The sequence below is a fragment of the Pirellulales bacterium genome, from assembly GCA_019694455.1.
Taxonomy (GTDB): Bacteria; Planctomycetota; Planctomycetia; order Pirellulales; family JAEUIK01; genus JAIBBY01.
Genome location: JAIBBY010000057.1, coordinates 1 through 22,315, shown reverse-complemented (window position 1 = coordinate 22,315; position 22,315 = coordinate 1). Strand labels below are relative to the sequence as shown.

The 22,315-nt window shown below is 61.0% G+C and carries 23 protein-coding genes; 21 read left to right on the top strand and 2 right to left on the bottom strand.

The genetic code is table 11. From position 1 onward, the window contains the following. Positions 1-67: 67 nt before the first annotated feature. The gene (serS, locus tag K1X71_17980; GenBank protein MBX7075036.1) at positions 68-1,348 is read left to right on the top strand and encodes a serine--tRNA ligase; all 1,281 of its coding nucleotides are present in this window, start codon (positions 68-70) and stop codon (positions 1,346-1,348) included. 12 nt (positions 1,349-1,360) lie between these two features. Here serS and K1X71_17975 read toward each other — a convergent pair whose 3' ends face one another. Then, the gene (locus K1X71_17975) at positions 1,361-1,726 is read right to left on the bottom strand and encodes an STAS/SEC14 domain-containing protein (GenBank protein ID MBX7075035.1); all 366 of its coding nucleotides are present in this window, start codon (positions 1,724-1,726) and stop codon (positions 1,361-1,363) included. A gap of 178 nt (positions 1,727-1,904) precedes the next feature. On the opposite strand from K1X71_17975, the gene K1X71_17970 reads away from it, so the two are divergent. The 6 genes from K1X71_17970 to K1X71_17945 all read left to right on the top strand — a co-directional run bounded on the left by K1X71_17970 (position 1,905) and on the right by K1X71_17945 (position 8,380). Further along, the gene (locus K1X71_17970; protein ID MBX7075034.1) at positions 1,905-2,753 is read left to right on the top strand and encodes a hypothetical protein; all 849 of its coding nucleotides are present in this window, start codon (positions 1,905-1,907) and stop codon (positions 2,751-2,753) included. A 169-nt stretch (positions 2,754-2,922) separates the two neighbouring features. Beyond that, a complete protein-coding gene (locus tag K1X71_17965) occupies positions 2,923-5,001 on the top strand; it encodes a peptidylprolyl isomerase (GenBank protein ID MBX7075033.1) in 2,079 nt (692 codons plus the stop codon). A gap of 79 nt (positions 5,002-5,080) precedes the next feature. Then, on the top strand, positions 5,081-5,701 hold the full coding sequence (locus K1X71_17960) for a non-canonical purine NTP pyrophosphatase (GenBank protein MBX7075032.1): 621 nt from the start codon (positions 5,081-5,083) through the stop codon (positions 5,699-5,701). A gap of 136 nt (positions 5,702-5,837) precedes the next feature. Further along, a complete protein-coding gene (locus K1X71_17955) occupies positions 5,838-7,184 on the top strand; it encodes an amidohydrolase (protein MBX7075031.1) in 1,347 nt (448 codons plus the stop codon). Between the two features lie 18 nt (positions 7,185-7,202). Continuing rightward, the gene (locus K1X71_17950; GenBank protein MBX7075030.1) at positions 7,203-7,547 is read left to right on the top strand and encodes a hypothetical protein; all 345 of its coding nucleotides are present in this window, start codon (positions 7,203-7,205) and stop codon (positions 7,545-7,547) included. A 476-nt stretch (positions 7,548-8,023) separates the two neighbouring features. Then, positions 8,024-8,380 (top strand): metalloregulator ArsR/SmtB family transcription factor, encoded by a 357-nt coding sequence (locus K1X71_17945; GenBank protein ID MBX7075029.1) that lies wholly within the window; start codon positions 8,024-8,026, stop codon positions 8,378-8,380. Between the two features lie 19 nt (positions 8,381-8,399). On the opposite strand, the gene K1X71_17940 is transcribed toward K1X71_17945, so the two are convergent. Beyond that, positions 8,400-9,488, bottom strand: a complete 1,089-nt coding sequence (locus K1X71_17940) for a hypothetical protein (protein ID MBX7075028.1) — start codon at positions 9,486-9,488, stop codon at positions 8,400-8,402. Positions 9,489-9,682: 194 nt separating this feature from the next. Between K1X71_17940 and K1X71_17935 the strand changes: the two genes are divergently transcribed. The 14 genes from K1X71_17935 to K1X71_17870 all read left to right on the top strand — a co-directional run. Beyond that, positions 9,683-10,720 carry a hypothetical protein gene (locus K1X71_17935; protein ID MBX7075027.1) on the top strand — a complete coding sequence of 346 codons (1,038 nt, stop codon included), beginning with the start codon at positions 9,683-9,685 and terminating at the stop codon, positions 10,718-10,720. A 106-nt stretch (positions 10,721-10,826) separates the two neighbouring features. Continuing rightward, positions 10,827-11,039 (top strand): DUF433 domain-containing protein, encoded by a 213-nt coding sequence (locus K1X71_17930; protein ID MBX7075026.1) that lies wholly within the window; start codon positions 10,827-10,829, stop codon positions 11,037-11,039. Beyond that, positions 11,036-11,389 (top strand): DUF5615 family PIN-like protein, encoded by a 354-nt coding sequence (locus tag K1X71_17925; GenBank protein ID MBX7075025.1) that lies wholly within the window; start codon positions 11,036-11,038, stop codon positions 11,387-11,389. The genes K1X71_17930 and K1X71_17925 overlap by 4 nt, the downstream gene beginning before the upstream one ends. A gap of 125 nt (positions 11,390-11,514) precedes the next feature. Then, the gene (locus tag K1X71_17920) at positions 11,515-12,801 is read left to right on the top strand and encodes an adenylosuccinate synthase (GenBank protein MBX7075024.1); all 1,287 of its coding nucleotides are present in this window, start codon (positions 11,515-11,517) and stop codon (positions 12,799-12,801) included. 111 nt (positions 12,802-12,912) lie between these two features. Further along, positions 12,913-13,611, top strand: a complete 699-nt coding sequence (locus K1X71_17915; GenBank protein MBX7075023.1) for an isoprenyl transferase — start codon at positions 12,913-12,915, stop codon at positions 13,609-13,611. A gap of 41 nt (positions 13,612-13,652) precedes the next feature. After that, entirely contained in the window at positions 13,653-14,543 is an 891-nt protein-coding gene (locus tag K1X71_17910) for a phosphatidate cytidylyltransferase (protein ID MBX7075022.1), read from the top strand. A gap of 351 nt (positions 14,544-14,894) precedes the next feature. Next, positions 14,895-15,842, top strand: coding sequence for a PhoH family protein (locus tag K1X71_17905; protein MBX7075021.1), 948 nt, complete (start codon positions 14,895-14,897; stop codon positions 15,840-15,842). Between the two features lie 76 nt (positions 15,843-15,918). Continuing rightward, entirely contained in the window at positions 15,919-17,520 is a 1,602-nt protein-coding gene (locus K1X71_17900; protein ID MBX7075020.1) for an HDIG domain-containing protein, read from the top strand. A 10-nt stretch (positions 17,521-17,530) separates the two neighbouring features. Then, positions 17,531-18,040: an rRNA maturation RNase YbeY gene (gene ybeY, locus K1X71_17895; protein ID MBX7075019.1), complete on the top strand. Its 510-nt coding sequence runs from the start codon at positions 17,531-17,533 to the stop codon at positions 18,038-18,040. After that, on the top strand, positions 18,037-19,314 hold the full coding sequence (locus K1X71_17890; protein MBX7075018.1) for a hemolysin family protein: 1,278 nt from the start codon (positions 18,037-18,039) through the stop codon (positions 19,312-19,314). Before ybeY ends, K1X71_17890 begins: the two co-directional genes overlap by 4 nt. Positions 19,315-19,368: 54 nt before the next feature. Next, positions 19,369-20,127, top strand: a complete 759-nt coding sequence (gene recO, locus K1X71_17885; GenBank protein ID MBX7075017.1) for a DNA repair protein RecO — start codon at positions 19,369-19,371, stop codon at positions 20,125-20,127. A 10-nt stretch (positions 20,128-20,137) separates the two neighbouring features. Continuing rightward, the gene (gene bamD / locus K1X71_17880; GenBank protein MBX7075016.1) at positions 20,138-21,325 is read left to right on the top strand and encodes an outer membrane protein assembly factor BamD; all 1,188 of its coding nucleotides are present in this window, start codon (positions 20,138-20,140) and stop codon (positions 21,323-21,325) included. Further along, entirely contained in the window at positions 21,322-21,840 is a 519-nt protein-coding gene (locus K1X71_17875) for a hypothetical protein (GenBank protein MBX7075015.1), read from the top strand. The genes bamD and K1X71_17875 overlap by 4 nt, the downstream gene beginning before the upstream one ends. Positions 21,841-21,971: 131 nt before the next feature. Further along, positions 21,972-22,315: dihydropteroate synthase (locus K1X71_17870; protein MBX7075014.1), on the top strand; the 344-nt coding region annotated here is incomplete at its 3' end.

Below are 22,315 nucleotides of genomic sequence, written 5' to 3'. Positions count from 1 at the left end.
ATTTGCCGGACGTCATTTCAATATCGCGACCTTGTGTCGCTCACAAGCTTAGCACCACTGCGGTTCCATGCTCGATCGCAAGTTTGTTCTCGAAAACCTCGATCTCGTTGCCGAAAACTGTTGCCGCCGTGGCGTCCAAGTCGACGTCGCGCAATTTGTTGAACTCGAACAGCGGCGGCGAGCCAAACAGACGGAGGTCGAGCAACTCAATCGCGAAGCCAACGAGGTATCCAAGTCGATCGGCAAGGCCAAGGACGACGCCGAACGCGAGACCCGCAAGGTCGAGGGGCGCCGACTGCGCGACGCCGTCGCCACCGCGCAAACCGAGGTCGACGCCATCGCCGTCGAGGCCGATGAGTTGATCAAGCACATTCCCAATCTCACCCACCCAGATGCCCCGGTGGGGGGCGAGGAAGCCAGCCGCGAAGTGGCGCTTGGCAAAACGCCCATTCCCAAGTTCGACTTCAAACCACGCGATCATGTCGAAATCGGCGAACTGCTCGATCTGATCGACTTCGAGGGGGGCGCCAAAGTCGCCGGGCACGGCTTTTACTTCCTCAAGAACGAGGCCGTGTTGCTCGAACTTGCCCTCCAGCAGTTCGCCATCAATTTGCTGATCGGCGAGGGCTTCACGCCCACCATCACCCCCGATCTTGCCCGCAACGAGATATTGGAGGGCATTGGCTTCATTCCGCGTGGACAAGAAACACAGATCTACAACATCGACGGCAGCGACCTGAGCTTGGTTGCCACCGCCGAGATCACGCTTGGCGGTCTCTTCTCCAACGACGTGCTGGAAGCCGAGCAACTCCCGCTCAAGCTATGCGGCATAAGCCATTGCTATCGCACCGAGGCGGGAGCGCACGGTCGCGCTACGCGCGGCCTTTACCGAGTGCATCAATTCACCAAGATCGAGATGTTCGCCTTCACGCTCCCCGAAGCGAGCGACGCCATGCTCGAGTACCTTCGCGGTCTGGAGTGTCGCATCTTCGACGAGCTTGGCCTGGCCTACCGAGTGATCGACACCGCATCGGGCGACCTGGGGGGGCCCGCCTATCGCAAATACGATCTCGAAGCCTGGATGCCCGGTCGTGGCGAGGCGGGCGAATATGGCGAAGTGACCAGCACCTCCAACTGCACCGACTACCAAGCCCGGCGGCTCGGCATCCGCTACAAGAACAAAGGCGAAAAAGGAACGCACTTCGCCCACACGCTCAACGGCACTGCGGTCGCTTGCAGCCGAGCCATCCTGGCGATCCTGGAAAACTACCAGCAGGCCGACGGCAGCGTTACAGTGCCGACCGCGCTTCGACCTTACGTCGGACGCGACCGCATCGGCCCTCGTTAATCGCGCCCCGGCCTAAGCGCCGCTGGCAAGCCATGTCTCCGCTTCGGCGCGCTTGGCGACATCAAAGTAGCGAATCGCGGCGCTGGTGAATGGTTTGCAGAATGTCGCCATCCCCTGCTCCCACTTGCTGTGCCCCACCAGCGCAAGACGCTCGATGTCGCCAAAGTGCTTCACATCAAACTTGATGTCCTGCCACAAGGCGCCAGCGTCCCAGCCGTGAAAATCGTCCAACTCCACCAGTAGCCGCAGCTTGCCGTGCTGGCGAATCAATCTTTCGATCTCGGGCACAAAGGCTTCGTAATCGCTCTTATGAAGCGTGCCGCTGAGCCGAATGTTGAGATTCTTGCCGCCAGCTTCCTCGCGTAAATCGACAGTCATGCTGCACCTCCGCGCGTTCGAGCGAAAAATCGTTCCTTAGCCGTTATTGTGAGCCTTCCTGAGGCGCCTTCAATAGTACGTCGCCAGATTTTGCCGCCGCCGCCTGCGAGCAGCATGCGTCGACTGTTTGTTGCGGCTATACTCGCACCGTGCAAGCCAAATCCGTCGGGAGTTGAACATGCCGAGATTATTTAGCGTTGTGATCGCCGGACTCGTGCTCTGCGGTCACTTGGTCGGCCATGCCGCCGAACGTCCTTCTTCGCCTGCCGCCCAGTTGGTCGCCGAGCCGCGAGTGCTCGTCATTGCGCATCGCGGCGACAGCCTCATCGCGCCCGAGAACACGCTGCCCGCCTTCGAATCGGCGGTGCGGGCAGGCGCCGACATGGTCGAACTCGACTATCTCCATTCGTCCGACGGTGTTCCCTTCGTCATCCACGACTACACGCTCGACCGCACCACCAATGCCGTTGAACTGTTCGGCGGAACCAAAATCAAGGCCAGCTCCAAGTCGCTTGCCGACCTGCTAAAGCTCGACGCCGGTTCGTGGTTCAGTCCGAAATTCAAGGGAACTCCGCTCCCCACCCTCGAACAATCGCTCGACGAAATCCAAAAAGGCTCGGTCACGCTGATCGAACGTAAAGGGGGAGATGCCGAGGCCTGTATCGAACTATTGCGCAAGAAGGGGCTAATCGACAAGGTGGTGGTGCAAGCATTCGATTGGCACTACCTGGAAGACTGCCACCGCCTGGCGCCGGAACTACAACTCGGAGCCCTCGGCAATGGCGAACTGGAGGCCAAACAGTTTGCCGCCATCAAACGCACCGGCGCATCGGCCATCGGCTGGGACTACAAGGATTTGGATGCCCAGAAGATTGACGCCATCCACGATGCGGGCTACAAGGCCTGGGGCTGGACGATCGACAATCCGGCCGACGCGCAACGCCTAGTTGATGCCGGCCTCGACGGCATCATCACCAACGATCCCGCCAAAATGCGCCAATTCGCCCCGGTCGCCAACGCTCAGTAGGCCCGCGAGCGGCGCCGCTGGCAAACGCTCTTGACCCATTTCTTTCAATCCTCCTATACTTCGCCGCCCCAACAGCCGGGCGAAGTGCTCGCCGGGCTATCAATGGTTGGGCCGCGTAATCCCGCTTGCGCGGCGACAACTCCTCACGACGGTTTATGGAGAAACCGCCATGACGGTCACGGATTCGACTGCCAAATTCGCTTCATCTTCTTGGATCAAGCGCTGGCTGCGGCTTGGCGTCGGCACGCTCTTGCTGTTCTCGGCGGCGCTTGTCGTACGGTGGTTGTGGCAGCCGCCGGCCGCGACCGCGCAAACTCCAGCCAAGGGTGAACCCCAGAAATCCGCGGCTCCAACCAAGGACGGCCGGCAGGCCGCTGAAAAGCCGCAGATCGTCGCCATCGTCAATACCGAGGAAATCACTCGCGAGCAACTTGGCCAACAATGCCTCTGGCACTACGGCCGCGAAGTGCTCGAAGCCATGGTGAATCGCCGCATCATCGAGCATCAATGCAAAGCGCAGCAAATCACGATCTCGGTTTCTGAGGTCGACGCTGAGATCGATCGCATGGCCCAGCGCTTCGGCCTGCCCAAAGCGCAGTGGCTCAAGATGCTGGAGAGCGAACGCAACATAAAGCCGGCGCAGTATGCCAAAGACATCGTTTGGCCCACGTTGGCGCTGCAGCGCCTCGCCGCCGCCCGACTGGTGGTCTCCGAACAAGACTTGCACGAGGCCTGGGAAACGCTCTATGGCGAATCGGTTCAATGCCGTCTGATCGCCTGTGATAGCCATCTCGATGCCCAAAAAGTTCGCTCACTGGCGTTCATGAATCCTTCGGATTTCGGCAATCTCGCCAAGCAATTCTCCAAAGACTCGTCGAGCGCGAGCATTAAAGGGTTGATTCAACCGATTCGCAAGCATCTCGGCAACAAAGACATCGAGCGCGTCGCCTTTGCTCTCAAGCCGGGCGAAATTTCCGACATTGTCCCGGTCGGCAACCAGTTCATCGTGCTCATGTGCGAAAAGCGCAACGAAGCTCGACCCGTCCCTATGGACCTCGTGCGCCCTCAACTCACCGAGTCGATTCGCGACAAAAAGCTCCGTTTGGCGGGCGAAGATATCCTCAAGGATCTGCAGAGCAAGTGCGTCGTCGATGTGGTTTATAACGATCCCCAGCGCCGCGCCGCCGAGCCTGCGGTCGCCGCTCGCGTCGATGGCGACGTGATCTCCCTCGTCGAACTCGCCGAAGAATGCGTCAACCGGCACGGCGAGGAACTACTGTCGGGCATGATTAACCGCAAGCTCCTCGAACAAACCTGCAAGAAGAAGAACATTCAGGTCAGCCCGCAGGAAATCGAGGCCGAAATCGCGCTCACCGCGTTCACGATGGGCAAGATTGGCGCCGATGGCAAAGCCGACGTCGAGGCCTGGATGGCCGAAGTCGCCAAGCAAGGCGTCACCAAGGAAATGTACGTCCACGACACCGCCTGGCCCAACGCCGCGCTCAAGAAGCTCGCGGGCGCCAAGGTGGAAGTCACCGACATCGATATGCAGCACGGCTTCGAGGCGAATTTTGGGCCACGCGTTCGCTGCCGCGCCATCGTGTCGAACAACATGCGCCGCGCGCAGGAAGTGTGGGAGATGGCGTGCAAGAATCCCACCATCGAGCATTTCTCTGAACTGGCTGGGCAATACTCCATCGAGGCTAGCACGCGATCGCTGCGCGGCGAGATTCCTCCCATTCAAAAATGGGGCGGTCAACCCACGCTCGAAGCCGAAGCCTTTGCGCTCAAACCGGGCGAAATCTCCGGCGTCATTCAGGTCGGCGAGAACTACGTCATCCTGTTTTGCGAAGGACTCACCGAGCCGACCAAAGTCACTATGGACGAAGTGCAAGCCGATATCCGCGCAGACATCCACGAGAAGAAGCTTCGACTCGCGATGACCCGCGAATTCGACCTGATCAAAGATGCCTCGCTCATCGACAATTACCTGGCGGGCACAACGCAAACACCCAATACCCAAAAGGTCCGTCAGACCGACTCGCTCGATAGCGTCACCACCCGTGGCGTTCCGGAACTGAAGGCCCAGCCGCAAGGTCCGCGGGCCGGTTCGGTGCTGGATCAGCGGCCGCCGGCCTCTGGTGTCCGGCCAGCCGCGGCGACAATGCCGCCAGCCGCTGCCGCGGCGCCTGCCGCCAGCAAGATTCCTACCCGAGTCAATTTGCCACGCCGTGCGGGCACGCCCTAGTGGCCGACGCTTGCCAAGCGTTGCGCCGTCGAGAGAATCTAGGCCAGTCCAGACCTACTGAGCCAACCTCACGGCAAACATGGCGCGACCGCTGCTGATTCTCGGCACCCACAACCGCAAAAAAGGCATCGAGCTGGTGGATCTGCTCGCGCCAGTCGGTTTGGAGCTGCGCACATTGGCCGATCTGCCAGACGCCATCGAAGTGGTGGAAGACGGCGATACCTTTCAGGCCAACGCTCGCAAAAAGGCGATCGAACAGGCGATTCATCTGAAAAAATGGGTGCTCGGCGAAGATAGCGGATTGGCGGTTGATGCCCTCGGTGGACTCCCAGGCGTCTACTCGGCGCGCTACTCCGGCGCCGGCGCCACCGACGACTCCAATAATCAAAAGCTGTTGTTGGAATTGGCCGAGGCGCCACCGTCAAAACGCGCGGCGCACTATGTGTGTCATGCGGTCATTGCTAGCCCTGTTGGCGAAATCATGGCCGAAGCGGTCGGCTATTGCCACGGCGTCATGCTCGCCACGCCGGCCGGCGCGGGCGGTTTTGGCTACGACCCGCTGTTCGAAATTCGCGAGTATCACCGCACATTCGGCGAACTAGGCTCCACCGCCAAAGCCTGCCTGAGTCATCGCGCGCGGGCCATCGGCCAGTTGATCCCCCGTCTCCGGCAACTCGTCGCAGCGGGCGAGTGGACGTAGTCTCAGCATCGTTCTACGATGCACCGAGCCTATGAGTCAGAACGCGTCGCAGCGCTGCGCGCACAAAAAATGGGCGAGCCGGCCAGATGAAGTGCCGTACTCGCCCAAATGAGAGAGAGTCAGAATGATGTGGCACATGATAGCGACCACTGCCCGCAAATATCAATCCTTCTCCGCCCGATGCATCCTAGTCATTTTCGGACTAATTTATTGCGTGGTTTCGCCGTCCCGCGCAATGGCCACCGATACCCCCGCCGAATGGGCCAAGTCTCACATCCAAGAGTTGGTGCAGTTCTATCAAGGGCTGCATCGCGCCCCCGAGTTGTCGTTTCAAGAAAAGCGGACGGCCGAAAAGATGGCCGCCGAACTCCGCGCCATTGGGGCCATCGTGACCACTGATGTCGGCGGACATGGCGTGGTCGGCGTTTTGAAAAACGGCCCCGGCGTTTCGTTGCTGATGCGCGCCGACATGGACGCGCTCCCCGTGAGCGAACAAACGCAGTTGCCCTATGCTTCCCAGGTCAAAGTCCAGGATGAGCAAGGCGCCGAAGTGGGGGTGATGCACGCCTGCGGGCATGACATCCATATGACCAGCCTGGTTGGTGTAGCTCGCTACTTGGCGACGCATAAAGACCAGTGGTCAGGGACCGCGATTTTCGTTTTTCAGCCCGCCGAAGAACGGGGCGCCGGCGCGCGAGCCATGCTCACCGATCCCTGGTTCGCACGACTCGGGACTCCAGATTACGCACTGGCCCTGCATGTCGATTCGTCATTGGCCACCGGCAAGGTGGGCTTTCGCGCCGGTTTCACCTTGGCCAACGTCGATAGCGTCGATGTCACGCTGAAGGGACGCGGTGGGCACGGCGCCTATCCACACATGACGGTTGATCCTATCGTGCAGGCGGCATACCTGATTGTCGATTTGCAATCGATTGTCAGCCGCGAAATACGCCCCACAAACCCCGCAGTTATCACGGTGGGCTCAATTCATGGTGGATCCAAGCACAACGTCATTGGCGACGAGTGCCACCTGCAGATCACCGTTCGCAGCTATTCCGACGAGGTGCGTAAGCATCTGCTCGAAGCGATTCGCCGCAAGGCGAACGCGGTAGCGCAAAGCTGCCGAGCGCCGGCGCCCGTCATACAAGTCTCGGAGGGCACCCCGGCGCTCGAAAACGACGTTCAACTGGTTGAACGGGTCACTCCGGTGTTTCGGCACGTCCTCGGACCCGAAAACGTCGTTCCCTCCGAGCCGTCGATGGGGGGCGAGGATTTCAGCGAGTTTGGCCGGGCAGGCATCCCAATCTTCATGTTCCGGTTGGGCGCCGTCGATCCCGAGCGACTTGCCCGCTACAAGCAATTGGGGGTCGATCCGCCGTCATTGCACTCCGCCCTCTTTTACCCCGATCCGGTGGAAACGTTGCAAACCGGCGTGACGGCCATGACCGCCGCCGCGCTCGATCTGCTTCAACCGTCAAAGTAGGCCCTGGCGTCGGTCGCGATGCGGAATCTGGTTTGGCTGTTCGGGTATCTGGTGTTGATGGCGCTGCTTGTCGTCGTGTTCGTCGAAGCTCGGCGCAGGACCATCGCGGCGCTCGACAACCCGCAGGCTCGCGCCCAGTGGCAGGCTTGGCGAAAGGAAGCGCAACGCCAGTCGCAAGGCGCCGGGCCGGTGCGCCGCCGCCCACCCAAAGGCGACGAACCGCCGGCCCTAGTGATGATGCGCGATCATTTTGTGGCCGCGCTCGGCAGCGCGCTCGCCATCGCCAGTTGTCTCTATCTCTTTCTGGTCATAGTCGCCCGCGGCGCGATTCGATCAGCGCCTCCTTCAAGGCCGATCGATTAGCTAGTTGCTAGCATGCGACCGCAAAATTCACGAGACTTTTATTTGCATCCGCCATGCGACAATCGCTAGAATGCGCAGGCGGATAAAACGCGGGCCGCCCAATCTCATCTATTCCGCACGGCTCGCGCCAGTCCACAGCTTCGCTCATCTCTTCTTGTCTTTTCGTGGGTTCCTCGGGCATGTGGCGTGCGGATGCGCCGCTTCGTTCATCCAATTCAGTGTCTGGTCGCTGTATGCGGATTCTCGCTGCGCGAGTTGAGTCTTGGCATCGAGGCCGCGAGTAACGCATGCCGGCCAGCTCTGGCGTTCTCTTGGAAGTCGACAATTCAACAACCAATCTTCTCACCTAGGCAGAAATCATGATCCGCCATCGTGCCAGCGCCATTACTTCCGATGCACATGTTGTTGAATCGCTCGAAAGCCGCTTGATGCCACCTGTCGAAGCGCTCCTGCCGGCTCAGCAGACTGCGAGTCGTATGCTCGACGCCGAAATCTCCCCCCGCGGCGTCAAAGACCTGGTGCGGGTCTTCAAGCTGCTTTCCGACGGCACTCGCCTGCGGATCCTGCTCTATCTCATCCAGCGCGGCGAACTCAACGTGCGCGACTTATGCGAGCGGTTGGCGCAAAGCCAGCCGGCGGTGAGCCATCACCTGGCCCTGATGCGCATGGCGGGATTGGTCGATTGCCGCCGTGCCGGCAAACACAATTTTTATCGGGTGCTGCCGGAGCGATTTCAACGATTGCTCGATTTGATCTTCGAAAATACTCCCCCCGCCGAACGCCAGATTCGTTTTCACGACTACGTGCTGAGCCAACTGACCGCCGAGGCCTAGCGACCGGCGTGAGATCGCGCTATTTGTAGGTTCCGTTGACGATTCGCCGCGAGAATTCTTCCAGAAGATCGGCGCCGAGCAGTTTGCTCAGATCGGGGCCCTTGGCGGCGCGGTTCGCCTGCGGCCGACGCGCCGCCGTCAGCCGTTGCATTTGCTCCATTAGCGCCGGGCGGCACATCGGAAAATCCACTCCGATGCGGGTCCGCTGACCCTCAGCGCCGAAGTACGTCAATTCCGCAATGTCGGTCTCCACGATTTGCTGCGACTCCTTGCGAATCGCCAGCGGCCCGAACGCCAACGAAATCGGTCGACCCAGCGGATGATCCTCCGTCGTGAGCCACAAGCGACAGTCGGCCTCGGCGTTCAACGACTGGCTGTAAAAGTCCACGCAGTAGCGTCCGTCGACCCGCTTGAGCAGCGCGACAAGCCGGCTGAGCAAAGTCGCCTTGCTTTTCCAAGCCTCGGGTATCTCCCACATCGCAACGTCGATCACTTGCTCATCAGCTGGTAATTCACGATGCGCAAGGACTGATTCGATCGTTGCGACCTCCACTTCTCCTGGCGCCGCGCGGCAAACCAGCAATTTGCCGCCGCTGCTTGCTTTGCCGTCTCTCTGGATCGCTCCGGCAAGGTAGATCGCCAGGCGGCTTGGTTGTGGCTTGGCGTTGGCGTCCAGCCAGCCCCCCATTGCCTTCGCTGGCTGCTGCTTGGTTGCCGCGCTGGGCAGTTCTCCAAACGATCGAACAATCTCCACCGACGCGGGCGTTTCAAAGTAGAACGCCACTTCCTCCTGCTTTGTGCTGTTCGGCGGTGGCGTGCCCAGCACAAAGTAATACTTCGCTTCCAGCGACTGCCGCTGATCGGGGTCGACAAAGGCATCGCTCGATTGCCGGATGAAATACGATTGGCCGTCCGCTTCGCGCGGTTCGATCGCCAGCGCGCGGAACTGGTGGCTTGCTTCCTCCTCGACGGTCGCCACGTCGCCACTGTCGGCGGTGACCACCTCGGCCTCCTCGACCTCTGCGTCCGCTGATTCTTGGGACCAAACGAAAACCGGGCTCAAAAACAGCGACAAGAGGAGGGGTGTCATCCAGCGTTTTGTCGGCATGTGTCTGATCCGCTCGGCTCGGAAACGTTGGGCCACCGACAGCCAGATTCGCACGCTCCGCCGACAGAGGCAAGCCGCCCAACCAGGGTGCGGCCCCCTGACTGGGCGGTTATGCTGTCCCTTCTACAGCGCACCAAGCCCAATGGCCGGCCGACAGGGACGCGACGTTCAGACCTTCATTTCAGGCGTTGAACATGACTTATCGAAATCACTTGCTCGGCTTTGCCGTCATTCTGTGCGGAACGCTCACGTTTGCCGCGCGCCCCACCGAGGCCACCGACGCCCCCAAATGGATCGCTCAACTCATCCGCAAACTTCCCGATTCCGAAGCGGAGGTCGAAGCAATCTGGGAAAAAAGCAGAAACGCGTCGATCCAAGTCACGGTGGGCGAACCGCTCCAGGCGCCAGACTTCTCGCAGCAGACCGACTACGACGTGACGGTTGCCGGCAAAAAACAACAACTCAAGTTCGACTTTGCTCGCATCGGCGCGCTCAATTTCGGTCTAGCGGTTAGCGAGGCCGATCAGGCCCATCTGCCCGCCGTCAGCAAGGGCAAGATTATGGAGCGGGTCGACGGCAACTACATTTCCATTCAGATCCGCCCTCATCGCGATCAACAAACGGGCGCCATCTACCTGTACTACAAACCCTTTGCCGCAATTGGCGCCTACGGCCTACCGGGGGCGCAAGAGTTCTCGCCCCTCATGGAGGACTCGGTCGCCGACTTCCGTGGCGTGGGCCTGTTCGTCAAGCGCGGCACGCCCATCACGGCCGAGGCGCTGCGCACCTTCGTCGGCGTCAACAAGACCATGATTACCGACGAGGCCAATTCCGACGCGCCCCAGCCCAAGCTGGTGAAGAACTTCGAATTCACCTTCGTCCGCGCGCGGGTCGCTGGCGACCATGTCGCATTGCACACCTTCGTCACCGACGGGCATCGCACCCGCCTGCACTATCTGCAACCGTATGAACCGCCACCCGCCTTCACCGATTGCGACGTGCAAAGCGTGCTGTTGTTCACCGATTACAGCGTCGCCAAGCAGTCTCCCTCGGCCAAGGCGATTCGCCACGCCAAGATTCGCGACCGCGCGATGTTTCCTGTTGCAGACCTCGATAAATGGGCCTCCGGCAAAGGCTGGTCAGGCGACGCCCTCGACAACCTCACCGAACTGCTCGACGCGATTATCGACGGCCAACTAAGCCCCACGCCCAGCGCCGCCGGTGGACAATAACCCCGCCCAATCATGCGTCGCTGCGATTGCGGTATGCGGTTCTAGTATAATTCAAACGGTCAGTTCTTGAGGACTCGGTGCTATGCAGTGGCGTGATCGAATCGCAGTGGACCCACAAGTCTGTCACGGACAGGCGTGCATTCGGGGCACACGGATCATGGTTTCTGTCGTATTGGATAATCTCGCGGCCGGAGTGGAGATCCCGGAGATTATTACCAGCTACCCTCCGTTGACCGACCCTGACATTCGCGCGGCAATTGCCTACGGCGCCGACTTGGCCCGCGATCAAGTGGTGGCGTTGCCGTCTGGTGTCTTGTGAAATTCAAAGTCGATGAGAACCTTCCACGTGAAGCGGCGACATTGCTCAATCAGGCCGGCTACGACGCATGCACTGTGGCTGATCAATCGCTTGGCGGCCGCGCCGATCATGAAATCGCCACGGTTTGCCGATCGGAACAGCGAGTGTTGGTCACAATGGATCGAGGTTTTGGGGACGTGCGCCATTATCCCCCAGGCCAGTCCCCCGGGATACTCATACTCAAATCGCGGCAACAGGACACGCGCAGCGTCGTGTCGCTCCTCAATCGTGTCATTCCAATGTTTCGCACTCAAAACCTGGGTTGCGAACTGTGGATAGTTGATGAATCGGGCGTCCGCATCCGCCATTGATTCCCCATTTCAACGCCTTGCCCTAGTCGCGGCCGAGTTTTAGACTGATTCGTTTGGTTTCAACTCAGTCTCGCTCGCCGGGGGGCCTTCCGCTCGCCGGTCGACAGCCGCAAGGAAACTCCATCGTGCCCGGCACGTGCGTAATTGGCCTGCAATGGGGCGACGAGGCCAAGGGCAAAATCGTCGACCTCTTGACCGAGCACCACGACCTTGTGGTGCGCTACCAGGGGGGCGCCAACGCCGGGCATACCGTCGTCACCGGCGGCCAAACCTACAAACTCTCGCTGATTCCCAGCGGCATACTCCGGCCAAGCGTCGCCTGCGTCATCGCCAGCGGCGTTGTCATCAATCCGCAGACCTTACTTGAAGAAATCGACGGCTTGGCCAGCCGTGGCGTCCCGGTCCACAAGAGTTTGCTCATCAGCGATCGCGCTCATGTCATCTTCCCCTGGCACGCCGAGGAAGACCGGCTCACCGAGGCGCAAAGCACGGGCGAGGCGATCGGCACCACGCTGCGCGGCATCGGCCCCTGTTATCGCGACAAGGTCGGCCGCTCGCACGCGATCCGCCTGGGCGATCTGTACCACGCCAGTTTCCCGGAGCGACTGACTAGAATCGCCGCCGACAAGCAGCGGATGCTGGCCGCGCTACAGCCCGGCGTTGAACCCAAGCCGCTCAGCGCCGAGAAAATCCACCGCGACTACGCTGCCTTCGCCGAACGACTCCAGCCGTTCGTCACCGACACTACCAGCTATTTGCTCGATGCCGTGGAAGCTGGCAAGCGCGTCCTCTTCGAAGGCGCTCAAGGCACCATGCTCGATGTCGATCACGGCACGTATCCCTACGTCACCAGCAGCAATAGCTCTGGCGTCGGCATCACCGGAGGTTCCGGCGTCCCCAGTCGGTATCTCGAAAAAACCATCGGCATCGTCAAGGCCTACACCACCCGCGTGGGCGGCGGACCGTTTCCCACCGAGCAAGACAACGACATCGGCCAGCACATTCGCGATCGCGGCAACGAATATGGCACTGTCACCCGCCGGCCGCGGCGCTGCGGTTGGTTCGACGCCGTCGCCACGCGCTATTCGGCTCGACTCTCGGGCGTCGACACCATCTGCGTCATGCTGCTCGATGTGCTGAGCATGCTCCCCCAAATTCAAGTCTGCGTCGCCTACGAACTCGACGGGCGGCGGATCACCAACTTTCCTAGCCATGTCGACGACTTGCGTCGCGCCCAGCCCGTGTACGAAACGTTGCCCGGCTGGCAGCAAGAGATCACCGACGTTCGCAAATATTCCGATTTGCCGGAAAATGCCCGTCGCTATTTGAAGCGGATCAGCGAGGTGGTCGGGCGTCCCATTGAGATCGCCTCGGTCGGTCCCGATCGCGAACAAACCATCCTGGTGAAGTGAACTTGGAGAAGTGAGCTTCCGGCACTCGGTCGCCGGCGACCGCCTTTTTGTGAGTTTCGCGTGGCTCAATCAACGCAGCCCCAGACCGAGCTTCCCGTTCCGCGCGAAAAAATGCCGCGGCACGTGGCCATCATCATGGACGGCAACGGGCGCTGGGCGCAAGCGCAAGGGTTGCCCCGCATCGAAGGGCACCGCCGCGGCGTGGCCAGCGTGCGCCGCACGACCGAAGAATGCGCTCGACTCGGGATCGAGCAACTCACCTTGTATTGCCTGTCGAGCGAAAACTGGAAGCGGCCGCAGCCAGAACTCGACTTCCTCATGCACCTGCTCGAACAGTACATGATCGAAGAACGATCCGTGCTGCTCGACGAGAACATTCGCCTCGCGGTGATTGGCCGCCGCGAAGGCATCCCCGCCGAAGTCCTTGCCGAAATCGACAAGACCATCGAAATGACCGCCGCTAACAGCGGCCTGCGGCTGTGCCTGGCCATCAACTACGGCGCGCGCGGCGAAATTGTCGATGCGGTTCGCCAAATCGCCAGCCAGGTGCAGTCTGGTCAACTGTCGCCGTCCGCCATCGACGAAACGACAATCGCCGATCATCTCTACACGGCCGGCATGCCCGACCCCGATCTGCTCGTCCGTACCGCCGGCGAAATGCGAATCAGCAACTACTTGCTATGGCAGATCAGCTACGCCGAGATTTGGGTCACGTCCAAATTCTGGCCAGAGTTCGACGAACGGGCGCTGCATCAGGCGATTCGCGATTTTGCCGACCGCGACCGCCGCTTTGGAGGGCTCAACGAATGAGCCGCAGCCTCCGCTTGCTCCATTACGGAGCCGCGTAAGTCATGCTTCGCTGGCGATTGCTGATGAGCGTGGTGTTCATCGCCGGGCTGGTCGGCCTGATCTGGCTCGATGCCCAGGCAGCCACCCCTGGCAGTTGGCTCATGCCGCTCGCGCTGGCGGTTTCGGTGCTCGCCTGTGAGGAAATGCTCCAACTATTGGCCGCGCGCGATTTGCGTCCCGCCCCATGGGTTTGCTATCTCGGCTGCTTGTCGATCGTGGCCAGCAATTACGCCAGCATCTGGGCTACCGGCCCGTTGACCCGCCTGGAATGGACACTTACGGCGTTCGCCCTTTCGCTCCTGGCCTCCTTCTTTGCCGAAATGCGCCGCTATGAGCGCCCCGGCCAAACGATGGAAAGGTTGGGCGCCGCGGTGCTCACGCTCGGCTATGTCGGCGTGTTGCTCAGTTTCGTCGTGCAGATGCGCTTACTTGGTCCCAATGGCGCCTACGGCATTGCGGCGCTCGCCTCGCTGGTCATCGTGGTCAAAATGTGCGACATCGGCGCCTACACCGTGGGCCGACTTGTGGGCCGCACCAAACTCGCGCCCACGCTCAGCCCGGGCAAAACCATCGAGGGCTGCGCCGGCGGCATTGCCTTTGCACTGTTCGGCGCCTGGGTATGGCAGTCGATGCTGCTTCCCGCGCTGGTGACTGCTACTCCGGAAACTACTTCCTCGCCACCCACCTGGGGTTGGATTGCCTTTGGCCTGTTGGTCGGCTTGGCCGGCATGCTTGGCGATCTGGCCGAGTCGCTCATTAAGCGCGATGTGGGCCGCAAGGATTCCAGTTCCTGGATGCCCGGATTTGGCGGCGTGCTCGATGTGATCGACTCCATCCTCATCGCCGCGCCGGTGGCCTATTTGTGCTGGATTTTCCATCTGGTGGGGCCCTGACGTGGCCGTCTCGGCGATCAGATGCCTCTCCACGCTCACAGGGCTCAAAATCGACTTCGGAAAGCAGATTTCACGTCGTTTGGGTCGTCAAAGTGCCAGATAATGCGGGCAGCTAAATCTCAGTTTGGATTTTCGACCCTCAAACTCGCCATTCGCCACCGCCACCCACGGGGTATAATTGCGTGTCGCGCCTCGACCGCCAGCCGAAATTGCGGCCGGCAATTGGCGCAAGTCCCTACGATAGGAGAGTTAACGCCGCTCCCCGCGAGCCGTATTGCTTGCGGCATACTGTGCCGCCGATAAGATGCTTGCTTTACGGTCCCGCGAGTCGATTGCGGTACTCGACATTTGATGATCGAACAGACCATTGCGGTCACCGACCCCCGTAGCCTGCTCTCGCTGTTCGGGACGCGCGACCAACACCTGCGAAAAATCCGCGAGACGTTGGCCGTCAACATCTCTGCCCGCGATCACCAGATTCACATCGCGGGCGAAAAAGAGGCGGTCGCTCAAGCGGCGGAAGTGATTGAACAGCTCAAAGCGTTCGTCGAGCGCTTTGGCGCCCCCTCGGGCGAAGACGTCGCCCGTGCCTTGGCGACCGTTCGGCACGGAGCGGCTCCCGCCGAGGCCCCGCTGATCGACGTTTTCAGCCCCGGGCGGGCAGTTCGGCCACGCACGCCAGGGCAAACCCGCTATGTGCAGGCCATTCGAGATCACGAATTGACGCTCGGCGTCGGACCGGCCGGCACAGGCAAAACCTACCTCGCGGTGGCCATGGCCATCGCCGCCCTCAAGCAAGAGTCAATCCGCAAGATTGTCCTGGTCCGGCCTGCCGTCGAAGCGGGCGAGAGCCTGGGCTTTCTGCCCGGCGATCTACATGCCAAGATAAATCCCTATCTGCGGCCCCTGTTAGACGCGTTGGCCGAGATGGTCGATTACGACCAACTGAAAAGCTACATGGAATCGGATGTGATCGAGGTGATTCCGCTGGCCTACATGCGTGGCCGCACCCTCAACGAGGCCTTCATCATCCTCGACGAGGCTCAAAACACCACGATTCCGCAAATGAAAATGTTCCTCACCCGCATGGGCCGTGGCTCCAAGATCGTTGTCTCGGGCGACACCACGCAGATCGACCTGCCGACGCATACCTCCAGCGGCTTGATCGATGCCCTGCGCCGGTTGGAAGGCATCGAAGGCATCGCCGAGGTGCGAATGACCGGGGCCGACATTGTGCGGCACCGGTTGGTGCAACAGATCCTCAAGGCGTACGAAGAAGAGCCGCACAAGCCGCGCTAAAGCCGACATGTCGATTGGCGGACAAAAACGAAGCCGGCAGGAGCGAGTCGCAAGCCTCGAGCTCCCGCCAACACGCATGGAACGACTGGCCAGCCAATTAAGCCAGCCCTCTTCGCTCATGCGCATGGGGCTGTGCCTGATCGCGGCAATTGCCATTGTGGGGCTGATCCAAGGCTGGGCGCCTCCTTTTTGGCATCGCGTAAACTACACCCCTCCCTACGACATCCTGTCGCGCGTCGCGTTTCAAGATCCGGGCGTCCACGAGGCTGCCGCCCCCACCAACTTTCGCGAAGGCCAGTTGCTGGCGAAGGCCGGCGTGCCGCTATCGCTCGACGACGTGCGCATCTTGCGGTTGGAATACGACGCCCGCATTGCCACTCTTTCCGCCACTCAGCAAGTCACCCGCGCGCTGGCGGCACTCTTTTTGACGCTGGCGATCTTCGCGCTGATCGGTTTCTACATTGTCTACCGCCATCCCAAGATGCTGCGTAGCCGCAACCGCTTTGCCGCCATCCTGCTGATGGTGGTGGCCACGGTCGGCCTTACGCGCTGGCTCTCGCAAGATCCATGGCAGGCCGAGGTGATTCCGCCTTTGCTTTTTGCCCTCACTGTCGGCATCGCCTATTCCAACGAGCTGGCGCTCTTGCTCACCGCCGGCATCTGCATCATCACCGTGTTGGGCGGCGGCCACGAACTCGACGACCTGATCGTACTCATGGGCACGATCTCTACCGGTCTGTTGTTTCACGGCCGCATTCGCAGCCGTAGCAAGTTGATCAAGATCGGCGTGCTGGCCGGCGGCGCCGCGGCGCTGTTGACGCTTGGCGTTGGCGCCCTCAACGACCAACCACTGGCCACGCCGCTGTTTACCGTCGCGGCGCGAAATGGCGTCTGGGCCATCGCCACCGGCTTTCTCATTACCGGCCTGTTGCCGTTCGTCGAAAAACGCTTTGGAGTGCTCACCGACATCAGTCTGCTAGAGATTGGCGACGTCAGCCATCCCCTCTTGCAAGAACTCGTCCGCCGCGCTCCAGGCACCTACAACCACTCCATCAACGTGGCCTCGCTGGCCGAACACGCCGCCGAGGCCATTGGCGCTAATGGATTGCTGGTGCGAGTCGGCGCCTACTTTCACGACATCGGCAAGATGTTCAAGCCCGGCTACTTCGTCGAAAATCAGCAAGACCAGGAGAATCGCCACGATAATCTCGTCCCCGCGATGAGCACGCTCATCATCATCGCGCATGTCAAAGACGGCGCCGATCTGGCCCGTCAGCACCATTTGCCAGAGCCAATCATCGATTTCATCGAACAGCATCACGGCACCACCCTCGTCGAGTACTTCTACCAACGCGCCAGCCAGCGCTCCGAGGCCAACGGCGAGGAAGTCGCCGAAAGCTCCTACCGCTATCCCGGCCCCAAGCCGCAAACCAAGGAGGCTGGCGTGTTAATGCTGGCCGATGCCTCCGAGGGCGCCTGCCGCGTGCTGGTCGAGCCAACTCCCGCGCGCATTCGCGATCTGGTCCACGAAATTGTGCTCAAGAAGCTGCATGATGGCCAATTCGACGAATGCGGCCTGAACCTCCGCGAGTTGCGCACCATCGAAGACAGCCTCGTCAAGACGCTCACCGCGGTCTATCACGGTCGCGTCAAGTATCCCAATCAACGCACGGCGTGAGGCTAGCACTGTGATCACGATCGCCGTGGCGGACGAACAAGACCGCCTGGATGTCGATGCCAACCGACTGCGCCGCGCGGTGCGGGCAATTGTGCGCGACGCCGGACTCGCCGACGCTGAGATCAGTATTGCCTTGGTCGACGATCCCACCATCCACCAGCTTAACCGCCGGCATTTGCGGCACGACTATCCCACCGATGTGCTCAGTTTTCTCCTTTCCGATGAAGGCGCTTCGCTAGAAGGCGAAATCATCGCCAGCGCCGACACCGCCTGCCGCATGGCGCCCTCGATCGGCTGGCCGGCTGCCGACGAACTGTTGCTCTATGTTATTCATGGCGCACTGCATCTGGTGGGCCACGATGACCGAGACGCTCAGTCGGCGGCGGCGATGCGCGACGCGGAGCGGCGTTTTCTCAGCCGTATGCGAGTGTCATTGCCGGCAGTTTGCGACAACGAAAAGGTCCACCAATCCACGGCCTCTCGTTCTCGCCGGCGCGGCCAGCGGGAGGCGGCCCGATGAGTCTCTTATTGATCCTGTTGACGGTAGCCATGCTCTTGCTGGCCGGCGTAGCGGCGCTGATGAATCGCGCGCTCCGCGATTTCTCCATGCGCGAGCTGGAGCAACTCTGCGAGCATCATATCCGGCCCAATCTCCTGGGAGCGGTGATGCGCCGGCAGGAGCGTGTCGAATTGGTCACCGAACTGGTCTGCTTGGCCTCCGTCGTGATCGCCGCCATCGCCGCCGCGGCGTCTATGTTGCTCCGTCCCGACGCTCGCCCGCTGATGCTGGCGCCCGTCGCGATGGTCCTGGTATTGGCGGCGTGGTTGGCCATCATCTGGATTGCGGCCCCCATCGCGCGGCTTAGCGCGACCAAGATCGTCTTTTACGGCTGGCCAGCCTGGTACGGCGCAACCATGCTCTTCTTGCCGGCCAGCCTGATTGGCCGCGCCATCGAGCAGGTGGTCTTTCGCCTGGCCGGTCGCGAGCCACAGCCACCTACCGAAGAAACCCTGGAAGATGAAATCCGCACCATCGTCACCGAAGGCCAGCGCGAGGGGCTCTTGGAAGAAGACGCCCGCGAAATGATCGAAAGCGTCATGGAGCTGGGCGACGCGCTCGTCGCCGAGGTGATGACTCCGCGGCCCGACATGCTCACCCTCACGGCAAACGCCACCCTGGAGACGGCCGCCGCGCTCTTTGTCGACGCCGGTCATTCCCGCATCCCGGTCTACGACAAAAATCGAGACGACGTGGCCGGCGTGCTCTACATCAAGGACTTGCTCGCCGAGATGATCAAGCCCGCCGACAGCCAGGCCACGACCATTGCCGGAATCTTGCGGCCGCCCGTCTTCGTGCCAGAAACCAAGCCCATCGACGACCTGCTCGAAGAATTTCAGCGACATCGCAACCACATCGCCATTGTCCTCAACGAGTTTGGCGGCGTGGCGGGCTTGGTCACTATCGAAGACATTCTCGAAGAAATCGTGGGCGAAATTGTCGACGAGCACGACGATGAAGAGGCGGAGGCAATTCGCCGCATCGACGACCGCACCTGCGAAGTCTCCGCCCGCACCCATCTGGAGGAGATCAACGAGCAGCTTGGCATCGCGCTCGAAGAGAACGGCGTCGACACTGTCGGCGGATTCGTCTTCAGCGAGTTGGGCCGTGTTCCCCGGCCCGGCGAGCAGGTGGTCTATAAGAACGTGCGGCTCACGGTGCTCGAAGTCAAGCATCGCCGCGTGGAGCGCATCCGCATCGAAGTGCTCGACGAGGCGCCCAGCGAATCGATCTGATCGCGCGCCTCGCAGTCGCGCGGAGCCGCCCACGGAGCATCGAGGCAATTCAGGATGGCAAGCGAGAAGGCCGCCGCGCTGGTGCTCCGGGTAGTTGACTTCAGCGAGTCAAGCTGCGTCGTCATGCTGTATACTCGGGAGTTCGGCAAGATACACGGACTGGCCAAAGGGGGGCGGCGGCTCAAGGGGCCGTTCGAGTCTGCACTTGACCTGCTCTCGCTCGTTCGCATAGTGTTCCTCCGCAAATCCTCAGGCGCTCTCGACCTGCTCACCGAGGCCAAACTCGAACGCAGGTTCCGAGGCAGAGGTCGTGACCTGGCCAGCATTTACGCGGGTTATTACGTCGCCGAACTGCTCACCAAGCTGACCGACGACTATGACCCGCACCCCAATTTGTTCGAGCTGGCCAACCAAACGCTCATCGCCTTGGGAACTGCCGCCAACACCACTTCGCTCGTTCTGCGGTTTGAGCTGCAATCACTTGTCATGCTAGGCCACCAGCCAACATTGGATCTCTGCGCCGAGTGCGGCCGCACGGTCGAACTCGAAGGCCGCGTGCATTTCAGCCATCAGGCAGGCGGAGTGATTTGCCCTCAATGCCGACCCGGACGCAAACAGGTCGTGTCGGTCAGCGCGGGCGTCGTTCGCACACTGAGTCGCTTTGCCGATCGCTCCGGCGACGCTTGGCGACGCCTGGAGGTCGATCGCGGCTCCTATGGAGAGCTGCGCGCGCTGCTCAACCACTATCTGGCCCATGTGCTTGGACATGAACTGAAAATGCCGCAATATCTGGCCGGACCAGTCACCTGGTAGCCCCATCATCGTGAACCGGACAAGGACGTCCCACCATCGCGCGATTTGGAGATTATTGGCGCTGGCCTGCGCGCAGATAGCGCTCGCCGCGGCCGGCGGCGTCGAGGCCGCGGAGCCCCCCGCGCAGGCCGACTCACTCAGCGGTGGCGTCCCCAATCATGTGATTGTCAAGCCGGGCGAAGACCCCGAACAAATCTCGTCGTGGAAGCGGGAGTGGCGAAAGTTTAATTACAACACGCAAAAAATGATGGGCATGGAGCCCAACGAAACCGCATCGCGGGAGCGGTTTGCCAACGGGGAGCAGCATTTTCGCGAAAAGAAGTACAAAGAAGCCGCCAAAGAGTTTGACGACGCCGCCGATCGCTGGCCAGATTCGCCACTGGAAGAAGACTCTCTCTTCATGAAGGCCGAATCGCAATTCTTCTCCGACAACTATTCCGCGGCTTCCGACACTTACGGCCGCCTGCTCAAGAAGTTTCAAAATTCCCGCTACTTAGAGCGAGCCGTCGCGCGACAGTTTGTCATCGCTCGTTACTGGGAAGAACTCGATCGCAAGCAGAATAGCTTCATTTTGACGCCCAACGTCACTGACAAGACGCAGCCCATTTTCGACACCCAAGGCAACGCGATTCACGCCTATGAGAGCGTGCATCTGAACGATCCCACCGGCCCGCTGGCCGATGACGCGGTGATGGCGATCGCCAATATTCACTTTCTCGAAGATCGCCATGACGACGCCGATTACTACTACAACCTCTTGCGCACCCAGTATCCGCAAAGCGAGCACCAAAAGCTGGCTCACCTGCTCGGACTGCGCGCCAAAATGCGCAAGTACCAGGGGCCACACTACGAGGGCACGCCCGTCGAGGATTCGGCCGAGTTGGTCCAGCAGATCAACGCGGTGTTTCACGATCTGCCCCCCGACGAGCGCGAACGCCTGCGCAACGCCGAGCGCGCATTGCGACTGCAAAAAGCGCAGCGCGATTGGGAAACCGCCCAATACTACGCCCGCACCAAGCACTTCGGCGGCGCACGGTTCTACTATCAGCAGATCGTCAAGGAGTATTCCGATACTCCCTTTGGACCACAAGCCAAGGAAAAGCTGGCTCAAATCGCGGATCGCCCAGACAACCCGCCGCAGCGATTTCAATGGATTGTCAACCTCTTCCGCTGGGACTGGGACGGGGAGGAAGAGTGATTCGCCACCTGCGACTGACGCTGGCCTTGCTGCTCATCGTCGCCGGCTGCGCGCCATACCGGTTTGGGACGCGGTCGCTCTATGCGCCCGACATCAGCACGGTGTACGTGCCGATGTTCAGTTCCAACAGCTTTCGACCTGACCTGGGCGAGCGACTCACCGAGGCGGTCTGCAAGGAAATCGAAAAACGCACTCCCTACAAGGTCGTTGGCCGACCAGAGGCCGACAGCGTGTTGGCGGGGCAAATCCTGCGCGACACCAAACGCATCACGATTGAATCTCCCACCGACGAACCGCGCGAATTCGAAACCAACTTCGTCGTTCGTGTGAGCTGGGTCGACCGCAACAACGCCACCTTGCAGCAAGGCAACGTGCCGATTCCCGGGTCGGCGGTCGAGATCATGCAATCCTCCTATACCCGCTCCGAAATTGGCGGCTCGGTCGCCGTGGGCCAGCAAGAAGTCATCGATCGGTTGGCCCAGCAAATCGTTTCGATGATGGAAGCTCCGTGGTAAGCTCGACAGACATGTCTCCTTCGTCGAGCGCGTCATCGTCAGATTGCCCTACCGCCCAACACTGGCCGCGCCGCGCGGGCTGTTGGCGGCTCAAGACGCAGTCGCTCCACTTCGGCACGCTGCCGGTGCTGATGGGCATCGTCAATGTCACGCCCGACAGCTTTTCTGATGGCGGCAAGTATTTCGATCCCGCGCGCGCGATCGATCAAGCGCTGCGGCTCGCTGCGGAAGGGGCCGCGGTGCTCGATATTGGCGGCGAGAGCACCCGTCCTTACAGCGATCCCGTCAGCGGCGAAGAAGAGCGGCGGCGCGTCATTCCAGTGATCGAAGCGGTTTGCCGGCAGACGAAAACGCCGGTCTCCGTCGACACCTCCAAGGCGCTCGTCGCCCGCGAAGCCCTGGCCGCCGGCGCCGAAATCATTAACGATGTCACCGCCCTGGCGGGCGACCCAGAGATGGTCCCGCTCGCCGTCCA